Below are 12,781 nucleotides of genomic sequence, written 5' to 3'. Positions count from 1 at the left end.
GATGGCCGGTCCGCTCGAAGCGGCCAAGCTTCTTGATGTCGATGTGCAGCAGCTCGCCGGGCGTCTCGCGCTCGTAGCGCTGGACGGGTTCCTGCGGTTGCAGGTCGCCCAGCCTCGAGAGCCCGGCGCGTCGCAGCACCCGGCTGACCGTCGCTTTCGAGACGCCCATGTAGGCGGCGATGCGGGCCTGAAGGAAGAGCTGGCGGCGCAGCTCCACGATCGCCAGCGCGGTGGCCGGAGCGATGGCGCGCGGCGAGCAGGCCGGGCGCGAGGACTTGTCGCACAGGCCCACAGCGCCCGCGGCCAGATAGCGCCCGAGCCACTTGCGGGCCGTCACGGCGCTCACGCCATGCGCGGCGCCCGCCTGCGAGGCAGAAAGGCCGCGTTCGGTGATCTCCTGAACCATTTCCAGGCGACGAAGGTAGGTCAATCGGGCATTCTTATGGGTGTTCATCCGGGGCAGGCTCTCGAGGTGACTGGGGGTTTGGCGATTTCCAGTCTCTCAGAATCTCCCCGGGTGAACACCCGAAACAACCTATTGAAACTTCACAGCTAGCCGCCTGGGGCCTGCGCCCCGGCGGCCTTTCAGGCCTTCATTCGGATTCGCCGGAAACCGCACCCGCCAGCCGTTGCAGCTGGCGGCTCATCGCGCGTTTCTCGGCCTGACGCTTCCCGCCCGTTGACTTGTCATGGGGCCCGGCCTTGCGCTGCAGGGCCGGCACGACCAGCGGGTTGCGGGGCGATTTCGGCACGCCGCCCGGCCCCTTGTCGGGGCCGCGGAAGACCAGCTTCTGGCGGGTACCGAGCGTCCGGTTGGCCATGCTTCAGGCGTGGTGATGGGCGGCTTCGGCCGCCGCCACCTCGGCGAGGGTCGCCGCCTCGGTGAGGCCGGATATCTCGGCAAAGCACCCGTCCAGCGGGCAGTTACGCCCCGGCGGACATTCGTGCTCGAACGCACACTGGCGTTGGGTCTGGTCGGTCAGGACCATCTCACGAACCGCTTCGCAACGGCTGATGGGGGAATCGATGAAGCTCATGGCGTCCTCCCTTTGGTTGATTTCAGTATAGCCAAAGGGTGCAAAATTTCCTTGCTATCAGCAGGGTTTTACATCCCTGCGCACAAGGGCTTCAGCGTTGGACGACCGAGGGCTTGAGCTTGAGCGTACCGGCGATCCGCTCGGCGATGGAACGGGCCTCGATGGCCGACGGGAAAGGCCCGACCCGCAGGCGGAACTTGCCCTCGTAAGCCAGCACCGAGACCGATTCCTTCAGCCACTTGAGCTCATGCTCGACGAAGCTCTTGAAGTGCTCGGCTGTCCCGGCGGTACCGAAGGCCCCCAGCTGCAGGAAGACCTCGCTGCCGACCCGCTCGGCCGGACGGCTTGCCGGCACAGGCACGGCGGAAACCGGCGCCACTGCAGCCACGGCGAGCGGCTCGGCCGCCGGACGGGCAGTCTCCGCAGCCACCACGGGCTCGGGCACGGGGGCCGGACGCTGGGCAACCGCCACCGGCGCCTGGGGGGCCGGCGCCTTTGCGCGGCGGATCGGCGGCACCGGGCGGCCCGGCTGCACAAAAGCCACATCCTCGGGCAGCACCAGGGCGATCTCGACCTGGGCATGGCCCTGGTCGGTGTAGCCCAGCTTGTAGGCCGCAGCGTAGGAGAGATCGATGATCCGGCCCGGATGGAAGGGCCCGCGATCGTTCACCCGCACCACCGCCGAGCGGCCGTTGGCCAGGTTGGTCACCCGCACATAGCTGGGGATCGGCAGGCTCGGGTGCGCCGCGGTCATCGCGTACATGTCGTAGGTGTCGCCGCTGGACGTCTTGCGGCCGTGGAACATCTTGCCGTACCAGCTGGCGACGCCCTTTTCGAGGGTCAGGCCGGCGCCCGGCGCGATCGAGCCCTTGAGGGAGTAATCGCTTTTCTCGACGACAGGCGCCGCCACGGCTTCTTCGGACTCAGCGCCCTGGGCGTCGACGGGCAGGCCATCATTCTTGAACACGCCGTCGGCAAAATGGAAGCGGGCGCCGGGCTTGAGGCCGGTGAGGGCCGCGGCATCGCTGGTGGAGCTTGCAGACGCGACGGCAGGCGCGCCCATGGCGGGGGCGGACAACACTAGGGCGCTACAAAGAAGCACCGGCAGCAGGCCGGCGCGACGGGAGATCGCTACAGGGGGCATGACACGTATTCCTGTTCGGGCGTACGCCAGGGCGCACGCGGGTTCAGGCACCTACCCGACGCCGGTGACGCTGGATGCTCATGAGCATCCCGACACCAAGACAAAGGGTAACGAGTGCAGTGCCACCGTAACTGACAAAGGGCAACGGAACGCCCACCACGGGGAGGATTCCGCTCACCATCCCCATGTTCACAAACGCGTAGGTGAAGAAGATCAGCGTAAGCGCGCCAGCGAGAAGGCGCGAGAACAGGGTCGGGGCACCTGCGGCTATAAACAAACCGCGAAAAATCAGACAGATATAGAGTAACACCAGGATCACGGCGCCGGCAAGCCCGAATTCTTCGGTGAGCACCGCGAAGATGAAGTCGGTATGTCGCTCGGGCAGGAAGTCCAGGTGGGTCTGGGTGCCGTGGCCCCAGCCCTTGCCGAGCACCCCGCCGGAGCCGATGGCGATGGTGGACTGGATGATGTGGAAGCCCTTGCCGAGGGGATCGGAGGTCGGATCAAGCAGGGTGCACACCCGGTGCTTCTGGTATTCGCGCATCCCTGGCCATTCGACATCCGGCTGGCAGATGGTGTCGCCCATCACCACGATGGCGGCGATGCCGGCGATGCCTACGACGGCCACCGGCAGGATCAGCCGCCAGGTGAGCCCCGCAAAGAACAGCACGTAGAAGCCCGCCGCCGCCACCAGTACCGCAGTGCCCAGGTCGGGCTGCTTGGCGATCAGCCCCACTGGCACCAGCAGAAGGGCGGCGGCGATGAAAAAATCGCGTACCCGCAGCGCCCCCTCCCGCAGCTGGAAATACCAGGCGAGCATCAGCGGCATGGAGATCTTCATCAGCTCGGACGGCTGGATGCGCGCCACACCGATGTTGAGCCAGCGCCGGGCGCCCTTCGAGACGTCGCCGAACAACGCCACCCCGATGAGCAACAACACCCCCAGCACGTAGAGCGGCAGCGCGATGCTCATCATCCGCTGGGGCGGGATGCTGGCGGCGATCCACATCACCACGAAGGCCACACCGACGTTGAGCGCCAGGGTGTCAAGGCGCTCCGGCGAGGCGCTGACCATCACCACCGTCGCAAAACCCAAAATGAGCACCACGATGGTGAGGAGCGCACCATCGAGGGGTGCCATCAGATAGCCCGGCCACTTGCGGGGGTCGAAGCGGGAATCAATCACCGGCGTTGTCTCCCGTCGTTCCCTCGGCGCCCGGGTATTCCGGCGCGATGCCGGCCGGCAGCTTGCCGAGGAGGTAGTAATCGAGCACCTGACGGGCGATCGGGGCGGCGGATTCTGCACCGAAGCCGCCGTTTTCCACCAGCACCGCGAGGGCGATGGTGGGCTTGTCGGCCGGGGCGAAAGCGATGAAGAGGGCGTGGTCGCGCAGACGCTCGGCGATCCGTGCGTTGTACTTGGCACCCTTCAGGGAGAACACCTGGGCCGTGCCGGTCTTGCCGGCCGCCTGGTAGGGGGCGCCGGCGAAGGCGCGGGTGCCGGTGCCCTCGCGGTTCACCCCGACCATCGCCCGGCGGATGGTGTCCAGGTGGTCCTGGCGGATCGGGATGGTCTTGATCGGCTGGGGCTCGATCATCCGGCGCGAACCGTCCTTGGCGCTCTCGATGTACTTGACCAGGTGGGGCTTGAACATCACCCCGCCCGCCGCCACCGTGGCCGTGGCGTGGGCCAGCTGCAGCATGGTGTAGGCGTTGTAGCCCTGGCCGATGCCGATGGAGATCGTCTCGCCGCCGAACCACTTCTGCTGCTCGGGCTTCTTGAAGCGGCGCTTCTTCCACTCGGGCGAAGGCAGCACGCCGGAGCTTTCGCCTTCGATGTCGATGCCGGTGCGGCTGCCAAAGCCAAACTGGGCCATCTGCGCGGCGATCAGGTCGATCCCCATGTCGTTGGCCAGCTTGTAGTAATAGGTGTCGCAGGAGTGCACGATGGACTTGTACATGTCCACCACCCCGTGGCCGCCCGCCTTGTCATCGCGGAAATGGTGGCCGCCAAAGTCGAAGTAGCCCGGATCGGAGATCGCCTGACCAGGAGTGCGCTTGCCGCTCATCAGCGCCGCCAGCGCCATGAAGGGCTTGAAGGTGGAGCCCGGCGGGTAGGCGCCGTTGAGGGCGCGGTTCACCATCGGGTGGTCGGGCGAGTTGTTGAGCTCGTCCCAATCTTGTGGGGCGATGCCGTCCACGAACAGGTTGGGGTCGAAGGTCGGCACCGACACCAGCGCCAGCACGCCGCCGGTGCCCGGTTCGATGGCCACCAGCGCGCCGCGGCGGTTGCCGAAGGCCTTCTCGACGACTTCCTGCAGCTTGAGATCGACGGTGAGCACCAGGTTGTTGCCCGGCGTGGCCGGCGTGCGCCGCAGGGCCCGCACCGCGCGGCCGCCGGAATCCACCTCGACCTCCTCGTAGCCGGTCTGGCCGTGGAGTTCGCGCTCGTAGCTCTTCTCGAGCCCGGCCTTGCCGATGTGGTCGGTGCCGCGGTAGTTGGCGGAGTCGTCGTTTTCTTCGATGCGTTCAAGATCGCGGTCGTTGATCCGCCCGATGTAGCCGATGATGTGGGAGCCGAAGGCGCCCATCGGGTAGTCGCGGAACAGCCGTGCCTTGAGCTCGACGCCCGGGAAGCGGTAGCGCTGGGCGATGAAGCGGGCGACTTCCTCGTCGGTGAGGCGGTTGCGGATCGGCAGCGACTCGAAGCTCTTGGATTCGTCCATCAGCTTCTTGAGGCGCTTGCGGTCCTTGGGCTGGATGTCGACGAGTTTGGAGAGCGCCTCGATGGTCTGCTCCAGATCCGCCACCCGTGACGGGGTGATTTCGAGCGTGTAGGCCGAGTAGTTGCGGGCCAGCACGGTGCCGTTGCGGTCTACGATGAGGCCGCGGTTGGGCACGATGGGCACCAGCGAGATCCGGTTGTCTTCGGCGCGGGTGGAGTAGTAGTCGTAGCGCACCACCTGCAGGTAGAAGAAACGCGCGGCCAGCAGCCCGAAGCACACCAGCGCCACCGCGCCGGCCACCGCCAGGCGGGCGCGGAAACGGCCGAGTTCCTGCTCGGGCGTGCGGATCGAGGTCATCGGGCAGCCCCCACGACCACGACGCAGGCGCGCCCAGCGGCAGGCATCAGCGAATCCTTGCCCTTCACGCCCCGGCCCTCGCTAGATCGGCCGATTCTCATCCCGCTCCATCGGCTGGTACTGGGGCAGCAGCAGCACGTAGTGCAGGGGAATCCACAGCAGGGCGGCCACGAAGCAGCCGAAGAACATCCACCAGCCGGGGAACTCGGCCCCGGCCAGCAGGCGCACGACAACCATCACCACCTGCGACATGAACAGCAGCGGCAGCACGTGGAGCGCCTGCTCGACCGGCGTGAACCACAGCACCCGGCGCGACAGCTCGTTGGCCGCATAGGCCAGCAGCACGTAGGAAAACGCATGCTGCCCCATCGCCGCGCCGACGCCGATGTCGGTGAGCAGGCCAAACACGAAGCCGGCGCCGATGCCGATCTTGAGCGGCTCGCGCACGCACCAGAAGGCCAGCACCAGGGCCACAAAGTCGGGCACCGCGGGCAGATGGCCGGTGGGGATGTAGTTGAGGAACAGCGCGATGAAGAGGGTCAGATACACAAACCACATCTTCACCGGGAGCAGGATGCGGCTCGAACGGTTGGTCGGTTGCATGGCTTACTCCTTCACCGCCTTGGCCTTGCGACCCTTGCCGCCCTTGCCCTTGTTGATGACTTCGGGCTCCGGCGGGCGGGGCGGCAGGCTTTCGCGGTGCCCCAGCACCAGCACATGGCTGAACTGCTCGACACCCGCGGCGGGCAGACAGGGGATGCGGGCGAAGGTCTGGGCCTGATCGCGCTCGACCCGCGCCACCGTCGCCACCGGCAGACCCGCCAGGAAGACGCCATCGAGCCCTGAGGTGACGACCTTGTCGCCGGGCTGGATGTCGGCGTTGGCGGCCAGGTAGCGCAGCTCCATCAGACCGTTGCCCGAACCGAACAGCACCGCCCGCAAACCGCTGCGCACGATGATCACCGGAATCGCCTGATCCTTGTCGGTGAGGAGCGTGAGCTCGGACTGCATCGGAAAGACCCGGGTGATCTGGCCGATCACGCCGACATCATCCACCACTGCCTGACCCGGTTCGACACCCGCCTGGGCGCCCTTGTCGAGGATCACCTTGCGGGAGAACGGATCCTTGGCCGTGTACATGATCTCGGCCACCACGGATTTCACCGGCTGGCGCTCGCGGGCGTCGAGCAGGGCGCGCAGGTGGCGGTTCTCCTGCTCGATCTGGTCGAGGCGCAGCAGGCGCTCGGCGCCCTGGAGCTGCTTGCTCTTGAGCTCCTTGTTCTCGATCTGCAGGCGCACCAGCGAGGCGAAGTAGTTGGAGGCGTTGCGCACGAAATCCGCCGGCGTGGCGGCCGCCATCTGCAGCGGATAGGCGAGCACAGACAGGCCCTGGCGGAAGGCGTCGAGGTAGCGCAGGTTGAGGTCGGAGACCAGCAGCGCCAGCGAGACGGTCACGAAGAACACGAGCTTGGCCAGCGGCGCAGGCCCGCGTTTGAAGAAGGGAGGAGGCGAATGGCCGACCATCGAGGGATGTTCAGGTGGCGCGGTAAACGGCTGCGCCCGGGACAAGCCCGGGTCGCTGACGCACGCGGAGGAACGTGAGGTTCACCGCGGGCGCCCTGTCGCAGCCGACGCGTCTTACTCGCTGGTGAAGATGGAGCCGAGCTGGTCCATCTTTTCGAGGGCCATGCCGGAACCACGGACCACGCAGGTCAGCGGGTCGTCGGCGACGATCACCGGCAGGCCGGTTTCTTCCATCAGCAGACGGTCGAGGTCGCGCAGCAGCGCGCCGCCGCCGGTGAGCACCATGCCGCGCTCGGCGATGTCGGCGCCCAGTTCGGGCGGGGTCTGCTCAAGGGCGATCTTGACCGCGGAGACGATCTGGTTGAGGGGCTCGGTGAGGGCTTCGAGGATCTCGTTGGACGAGATGGTGAAGGCGCGGGGGATGCCTTCGGCCAGGTTGCGGCCCTTGACTTCCATCTCCTTGACCTCGGAACCCGGGAAGGCCGAGCCGATTTCCTTCTTGATGGATTCGGCGGTGGTTTCGCCGATCAGCATGCCGTAGTTGCGGCGGATGTAATTGACGATGGCTTCGTCGAACTTGTCGCCGCCGACGCGGATCGAGCCGGCATACACCATGCCGCCCAGGGAGATCACGCCCACTTCGGTGGTGCCGCCGCCGATATCGACGACCATCGAGCCGGTCGCGTCGGCCACCGGCATGCCGGCACCGATCGCCGCGGCCATCGGCTCTTCGATCAGGTAAACGTTGCTGGCACCGGCGCCGAGGGCGGATTCGCGGATCGCGCGGCGCTCGACCTGGGTCGAACCACAGGGCACGCAGATGATGATGCGCGGGCTGGGCGAGAACAGGCGGGTGTCGTGAACCTTCTTGATGAACTGCTTGAGCATCTGCTCGGTCACGGTGAAGTCGGCGATCACGCCGTCCTTCATCGGACGGATGGCAGTGATGTTGCCCGGCGTCTTGCCCAGCATCTGCTTGGCGGACATCCCCACGGCGAGGATGGTTTTCTTGGCGTTCGGGCCGCCTTCGGTGCGGATCGCCACCACGGACGGTTCATCGAGAACGATGCCCTTGCCGCGCACGTAGATCAGGGTGTTGGCGGTGCCAAGGTCGATGGCGAGATCGTTCGAAAAGTAAGAGCGCAGAGAACCAAACATCGGAGAAAAATCCCGGAAAAAGCCGTTGGAGGGGTTGGGAATTGGGGCAACAGAATCGCTTATGATAACCTACAAACCTTTGTCGTTTAAGCAACTTTGTAAATTGCCATGACACTTTCCGCCGACGAAGTCCGCCACATCGCCAAGCTCGCCCGCCTTGAACTCGCCGATGGCGATCTTGCCGCCACCCAGGCCAAACTCAACGGTATCTTCGGCCTGATCGAGGAAATGCAGGCGGTGAACACCGACGGGGTCGAGCCCATGAGCCATCCCCAGGAGCTCGCCCAGCGCCTGCGCGCTGACGCCGTCAGCGAGACCGACCGCCGCGACACCTACCAGGCCATCGCGCCCCAGACCGAAGCCGGGCTGTACCTGGTGCCCAAGGTCATCGAGTAAGCCGCCACCCATCCCGATTCCCGCGGCCAGCCCCGGCTGCCGCCTCACTTCGCACCCCGCACCATGATCGACTCCAGCCTCAAGGACATCGCCGCCGCCCTTCGCGCGAAGCGCGTCTCCGCCGTCGAACTCGCCACCGAAAGCCTCGCCCGCATCGAGGCCGGCAACGGGCGCATCAACGCCTTCGTCACCACCTGCCGCGACAGCGCCCTGCAGGCCGCTGCCGAAGCCGACGCGCGCATCGCCGCCGGCACCGCCGGCCCGCTCACCGGCATTCCCCTCGCCCACAAGGACGTCTTCTGCACCGAAGGCGTGCTCACCACCTGCGGCTCGAAGATGCTCTCCAACTTCGTGAGCCCCTACGACGCCCACGTGGTCACCCTGCTCAAGCAGGCCGGCGCGGTGATGGTCGGCAAGACCAACATGGACGAGTTCGCGATGGGCTCCTCCAACGAGAACTCCCACTTCGGCCCCACCCGCAACCCCTGGAACCTCGATTGCGTGCCCGGCGGCTCGTCCGGCGGCTCGGCGGCGGCGATCGCGGCGCGCATGGTGCCCATCGCCACCGGCACCGACACCGGCGGCTCGGTGCGCCAGCCGGCCTCGTTCTGCGGCGTCACCGGCATCAAGCCCACCTACGGCACCGTGTCGCGCTACGGCATGATCGCCTACGCCTCGTCGCTGGATCAGGGCGGCGCCTTTGCCCGCTCGGCCGAGGATTGCGCGCTGCTGCTCTCCGCGATGACCGGCCACGACCCGAGGGATTCCACCAGCCTCGAACGCGAGGCCGAAGACTACAGCCGCGATCTGGCCAAGCCCCTCGCCGGCCTGCGCATCGGCCTGCCCAAGGAGTTCTTCGCCGACGGCATGGACGACGACGTGCGCGCCTCGGTCGAAGCGGCGCTGGCCGAATACCGCAAGCTCGGCGCCACCACCGTCGAGGTGAGCCTGCCCAACGCCCGGCTGGCGATCCCCGCCTACTACGTGATCGCCCCGGCCGAGGCCAGCTCCAACCTCAGCCGCTTCGACGGCGTGCGCTACGGCCACCGCGCCGCCGAGTACACCGACCTCAACGACATGTATTGCAAGAGCCGCGCCCAGGGCTTCGGCGCCGAGGTCAAGCGGCGCATCCTGGTGGGCACCTACGTGCTCTCCCACGGCTACTACGACGCCTACTACATCAAGGCCCAAAAGCTCCGCCGCCTGATCGCCAACGACTTCGCCGCCGCCTTCCAGCAGTGCGACGTGATCGCCGGCCCCACCGCGCCGACCACCGCCTTCGGCATCGGCGCCAAGACCGACGATCCGGTGCAGATGTACCTCGGCGACATCTACACCGTGGCCGTCAACCTCGCCGGCCTGCCCGGCCTGTCGCACCCGGCCGGCTTCGGCAAGGGCGGCCTGCCGGTGGGCCTGCAGCTGATCGGCAACTACTTCGGCGAAGCCCGCCTGCTGGGCGTCGCCCACCAGTTCCAGCAAGCCACCGACTGGCACGCCCGGGCACCGCAGGCCTGAAACCCGCGATGAAGCTGATCCAGCGCACGCTCCTCGCCGTGGTGCTCGCCGCCCTCGCCGGCTGCGGCACCCTCGACCTGCCGTCCGTCGGCCGCCCCGCCGACAGCGGCGGCGCCGGGGGCGGCATCGTCGAGCGGCCCGCCACGGGCGCGAGCGGCAAGCTCAAGCCCATGCCCCTGCGCACCTTCTCGGTGAGCACCCAGTGCAAGTTCAAGGACGAGACCGGCAACTTCGGCAGCGCCACCGTCGAGGTGGTCAACTCCAAGGTCAATGCCTTCAAGGCCGAAGTGACGATGCCCAAGCGCGGCACCTGCCGCTACGACCTCGCCCAGTTCCGCCAGACCCAGGCCCTGCCCTCCGTCGAACTCGCCGGCGCACGGGACTGCCGAATCCACATGTGGGAACAGGGCGAGCAGATCACCGTCGCCTTTGCCAACTGCCACACCCTTTGCAGCCCGGCCAGCGCCCACGATTACGTGTGGCCGCTCCTGATCGACAAGAGCACCGGCCACTGCGACTGACCGAACGACACCAAATCTAGAGAGCCACCATGAGCAGAACCGACTGGGAAGTCGTCATCGGGCTGGAAGTTCACTCCCAGCTCAACACCCAATCCAAGATCTTCTCCGGCGCCAGCATCGCCTTCGGCGCCGAACCCAACGTGCAGGCCTGCGCGGTGGATATCGCCCTGCCCGGCGTGCTGCCGGTGCTCAACAAGGGCGCCGTCGAGCGGGCGATCCGCTTCGGCCTCGCGGTGGGCGCCACCGTGTCGCCCAAGAGCATCTTCGCCCGCAAGAACTACTTCTACCCGGATCTCCCCAAGGGCTACCAGATCAGCCAGTACGAGCTCCCGGTCGTCCAGGGCGGCCACCTCGACCTGCTGGTGCCGGATGGCAAGGGCGGCCACTACGAGAAGCGCGTCAACCTCACCCGCGCCCACCTTGAAGAAGACGCCGGCAAGAGCCTCCACGAAGACTTCCACGGCATGACCGGCATCGACCTCAACCGCGCCGGCACGCCGCTGCTCGAGATCGTCTCCGAGCCCGACATGCGCTCGTCCGCCGAAGCCGTGGCCTACGCCAAGGCGCTCCACGCCCTGGTGCGCTGGATCGACATCTGCGACGGCAACATGCAGGAAGGCTCCTTCCGCTGCGACGCCAACGTCTCGGTGCGCCCCCGCGGCCAGGCCGAGTTCGGCACCCGCCGCGAGATCAAGAACCTCAACAGCTTCCGCTTCCTGCAGCAGGCCATCGACTACGAGATCCAGTGGCAGATCGACCTGATCGAGGACGGCGGCAAGGTCCAGCAGGCCACCGTGCTGTTCGACCCGGACACCGGCGAAACCCGCGCCATGCGCAGCAAGGAAGACGCCCACGACTACCGCTACTTCCCCGATCCCGACCTGCTGCCGCTGGTCATCGGCGCCGACTGGATCGACCGCGTGAAGGGCGAGATGCCCGAGCTGCCCGCCGCCCTGTCGGCCCGCTTCCAGGGCGAATACGGCCTCTCCGCCTACGACGCCACCACCCTCACCGCCAGCCGCGAGACCGCCCAGTTCTACGTGGACGCCGTCGCCTCCGCCGGCGCTGCCAGCGCCAAAACCTGCGCCAACTGGGTGATGGGCGACCTCGCCGCGCGCCTCAACAAGGCCGAGCTCGACATCACCGCCAGCCCGGTGAGTGCCACGCAACTCGCCGGCCTCGTCGCCCGCATCGCCGACAACACCATCTCCAACGCCATCGCCAAGAGGGTCTTCGAGGCGCTGTGGAACAAGGAAGGCGAATCCGCCGACGCGATCATCGAAGCGCAAGGCCTCAAGCAGGTCACCGACACCGGCGCCATCGAGGCGATCATCGACGAGGTGCTGGCCGCCAACCAGAAATCCGTCGAGGAATTCCGCGCCGGCAAGGAAAAGGCGTTCAACGCACTGGTCGGCCAGTGCATGAAGGCCAGCAAGGGCAAGGCCAACCCGGCGCAGGTGAATGAGCTGTTGAAGAAGAAGCTGGGGTAATTCCCTCTTGGCCCGGCGGCTGCCTGCCGGGCCTTGACTCCCCTCGACCCCGGCCTCGGCCGGGGTTTGTTTTTGGTGCCTTCGATTGGCAAGGGAAGTTCGCTCCACAACCGTAAGCCCCCGGCAAACCCGTCTTCCCCCGACCTCTTAGCTCGGTAACCATAGTGTCCACTACGCACTAGAAGTGGACACTTTCATGACCGTCATCCAGCCGCGTCGAACCCGTCGCACCCACTCCGAAGCATTCAAGCAGTCCCTGATCGAAGCCTGCGGCGAGCCCGGCGCGTCGATCGCCGGGGTGGCCCTGGCCAACGGGATCAACGCCAACCAGCTGCGGCGCTGGATGCGCGAGCGAGGCATTGAGCCGCCCGAGTTATCCTGTCTGCCCTTACGGGTGGCGGCCTCCGAGCCGATGGGCGACTTTGTCCCGGTGCAGCTTTCCCCAAGCGTTGATGCCCCCATCCGCCTGGAACTGCGCAGGGGCACCGCGACGGTCACGGTGAATTGGCCCATCGCCTCGGCCGCAGCCTGTGGCGCCTGGCTGCGCGAGTGGCTCGGGTGATCCGGGTCGATGCCCTGTGGCTGTCGATCGCTCCGCTCGACATGCGCGCCGGCATGGATACGCTCCTCGCCCAGGTGGTGCGAGTCTTCGGCGAGGCGCGCCCGCATCAGGCCTACCTCTTCGCCAATCGGCGCGGTACCCGGATGAAGGTACTGATCCATGACGGCCAGGGGATCTGGCTCGCCTGCCGGCGGCTCAATCAGGGGAGATTTCGCTGGGCCGAAGGGAACGGCTCGCTGACGCTCTCCCAAGCCCAGTTCGACGCGCTGGTGCTGGGGCTGCCCTGGCAGCAATTGAGCGGCGACGGAGCGATCCGGATGATCTGACGGTGCACCATCCGGAGTTGCCCCG

Annotated in this window: 15 protein-coding genes; 6 read left to right on the top strand and 9 right to left on the bottom strand. The window is 66.9% G+C overall.

Annotated elements, in window-relative coordinates; genetic code table 11:
- From GH681_RS21925 to GH681_RS21885, 9 genes are all read right to left on the bottom strand, one after another.
- Positions 1 to 454 (bottom strand): leucine zipper domain-containing protein (locus tag GH681_RS21925; RefSeq protein ID WP_153163619.1); only part of this gene is annotated, 454 nt, incomplete at its 3' end.
- A gap of 139 nt (positions 455 to 593) precedes the next feature.
- Complete coding sequence (locus tag GH681_RS21920; protein ID WP_153163652.1) at positions 594 to 821, bottom strand: hypothetical protein; 228 nt, start codon at positions 819 to 821, stop codon at positions 594 to 596.
- Between the two features lie 3 nt (positions 822 to 824).
- Positions 825 to 1,037, bottom strand: coding sequence for a hypothetical protein (locus GH681_RS21915; RefSeq protein ID WP_153163651.1), 213 nt, complete (start codon positions 1,035 to 1,037; stop codon positions 825 to 827).
- Positions 1,038 to 1,128: 91 nt separating this feature from the next.
- A complete protein-coding gene (locus GH681_RS24080) occupies positions 1,129 to 2,181 on the bottom strand; it encodes a septal ring lytic transglycosylase RlpA family protein (protein WP_153163650.1) in 1,053 nt (350 codons plus the stop codon).
- 43 nt (positions 2,182 to 2,224) lie between these two features.
- Positions 2,225 to 3,322, bottom strand: a complete 1,098-nt coding sequence (gene rodA, locus GH681_RS21905; protein WP_153163653.1) for a rod shape-determining protein RodA — start codon at positions 3,320 to 3,322, stop codon at positions 2,225 to 2,227.
- 37 nt (positions 3,323 to 3,359) lie between these two features.
- Positions 3,360 to 5,264, bottom strand: coding sequence for a penicillin-binding protein 2 (mrdA, locus tag GH681_RS21900; protein WP_153163649.1), 1,905 nt, complete (start codon positions 5,262 to 5,264; stop codon positions 3,360 to 3,362).
- 81 nt (positions 5,265 to 5,345) lie between these two features.
- Positions 5,346 to 5,867, bottom strand: a complete 522-nt coding sequence (mreD, locus tag GH681_RS21895; protein ID WP_153163648.1) for a rod shape-determining protein MreD — start codon at positions 5,865 to 5,867, stop codon at positions 5,346 to 5,348.
- Between the two features lie 3 nt (positions 5,868 to 5,870).
- Entirely contained in the window at positions 5,871 to 6,788 is a 918-nt protein-coding gene (gene mreC / locus GH681_RS21890; protein ID WP_153163647.1) for a rod shape-determining protein MreC, read from the bottom strand.
- Between the two features lie 114 nt (positions 6,789 to 6,902).
- Entirely contained in the window at positions 6,903 to 7,946 is a 1,044-nt protein-coding gene (locus GH681_RS21885; protein ID WP_153163646.1) for a rod shape-determining protein, read from the bottom strand.
- Between the two features lie 108 nt (positions 7,947 to 8,054).
- On the opposite strand from GH681_RS21885, the gene gatC reads away from it, so the two are divergent.
- The 6 genes from gatC (at position 8,055) to tnpB (ending at position 12,756) form a co-directional block, all read left to right on the top strand.
- The gene (gene gatC / locus GH681_RS21880; protein WP_153163645.1) at positions 8,055 to 8,342 is read left to right on the top strand and encodes an Asp-tRNA(Asn)/Glu-tRNA(Gln) amidotransferase subunit GatC; all 288 of its coding nucleotides are present in this window, start codon (positions 8,055 to 8,057) and stop codon (positions 8,340 to 8,342) included.
- A gap of 63 nt (positions 8,343 to 8,405) precedes the next feature.
- Positions 8,406 to 9,857, top strand: a complete 1,452-nt coding sequence (gene gatA / locus GH681_RS21875; protein ID WP_153163644.1) for an Asp-tRNA(Asn)/Glu-tRNA(Gln) amidotransferase subunit GatA — start codon at positions 8,406 to 8,408, stop codon at positions 9,855 to 9,857.
- An 8-nt stretch (positions 9,858 to 9,865) separates the two neighbouring features.
- Positions 9,866 to 10,378 (top strand): hypothetical protein, encoded by a 513-nt coding sequence (locus tag GH681_RS21870; protein WP_153163643.1) that lies wholly within the window; start codon positions 9,866 to 9,868, stop codon positions 10,376 to 10,378.
- Positions 10,379 to 10,407: 29 nt separating this feature from the next.
- Positions 10,408 to 11,868 carry an Asp-tRNA(Asn)/Glu-tRNA(Gln) amidotransferase subunit GatB gene (gatB, locus tag GH681_RS21865; RefSeq protein WP_153163642.1) on the top strand — a complete coding sequence of 487 codons (1,461 nt, stop codon included), beginning with the start codon at positions 10,408 to 10,410 and terminating at the stop codon, positions 11,866 to 11,868.
- Between the two features lie 196 nt (positions 11,869 to 12,064).
- Positions 12,065 to 12,430: a transposase gene (locus GH681_RS21860; RefSeq protein ID WP_153163641.1), complete on the top strand. Its 366-nt coding sequence runs from the start codon at positions 12,065 to 12,067 to the stop codon at positions 12,428 to 12,430.
- Positions 12,373 to 12,756, top strand: a complete 384-nt coding sequence (gene tnpB, locus GH681_RS21855) for an IS66 family insertion sequence element accessory protein TnpB (protein ID WP_194271314.1) — start codon at positions 12,373 to 12,375, stop codon at positions 12,754 to 12,756. Before GH681_RS21860 ends, tnpB begins: the two co-directional genes overlap by 58 nt.
- Positions 12,757 to 12,781: the final 25 nt, after the last annotated feature.

This window comes from Zoogloea sp. 1C4, assembly GCF_009469605.1.
Classification (GTDB): Bacteria; Pseudomonadota; Gammaproteobacteria; order Burkholderiales; family Rhodocyclaceae; genus Zoogloea; species Zoogloea oryzae.
The sequence above is the reverse complement of the archived record's forward strand: the minus strand, read 5'-3'. Positions and strand labels throughout refer to the sequence as shown.

Coding starts and splice junctions, on each gene's coding strand:
- gatC (WP_153163645.1), top strand. CDS start 8,055: ATGACACTTTCCGCCGACGAAGTCCGCCACATCGCCAAGCTCGCCCGC.
- GH681_RS21885 (WP_153163646.1), bottom strand. CDS start 7,946: ATGTTTGGTTCTCTGCGCTCTTACTTTTCGAACGATCTCGCCATCGAC.
- mrdA (WP_153163649.1), bottom strand. CDS start 5,264: ATGACCTCGATCCGCACGCCCGAGCAGGAACTCGGCCGTTTCCGCGCC.
- gatA (WP_153163644.1), top strand. CDS start 8,406: ATGATCGACTCCAGCCTCAAGGACATCGCCGCCGCCCTTCGCGCGAAG.
- gatB (WP_153163642.1), top strand. CDS start 10,408: ATGAGCAGAACCGACTGGGAAGTCGTCATCGGGCTGGAAGTTCACTCC.
- GH681_RS21920 (WP_153163652.1), bottom strand. CDS start 821: ATGGCCAACCGGACGCTCGGTACCCGCCAGAAGCTGGTCTTCCGCGGC.
- GH681_RS21870 (WP_153163643.1), top strand. CDS start 9,866: ATGAAGCTGATCCAGCGCACGCTCCTCGCCGTGGTGCTCGCCGCCCTC.
- GH681_RS24080 (WP_153163650.1), bottom strand. CDS start 2,181: ATGCCCCCTGTAGCGATCTCCCGTCGCGCCGGCCTGCTGCCGGTGCTT.
- rodA (WP_153163653.1), bottom strand. CDS start 3,322: ATGGCACCCCTCGATGGTGCGCTCCTCACCATCGTGGTGCTCATTTTG.
- mreD (WP_153163648.1), bottom strand. CDS start 5,867: ATGCAACCGACCAACCGTTCGAGCCGCATCCTGCTCCCGGTGAAGATG.
- mreC (WP_153163647.1), bottom strand. CDS start 6,788: ATGGTCGGCCATTCGCCTCCTCCCTTCTTCAAACGCGGGCCTGCGCCG.
- GH681_RS21860 (WP_153163641.1), top strand. CDS start 12,065: ATGACCGTCATCCAGCCGCGTCGAACCCGTCGCACCCACTCCGAAGCA.
- GH681_RS21915 (WP_153163651.1), bottom strand. CDS start 1,037: ATGAGCTTCATCGATTCCCCCATCAGCCGTTGCGAAGCGGTTCGTGAG.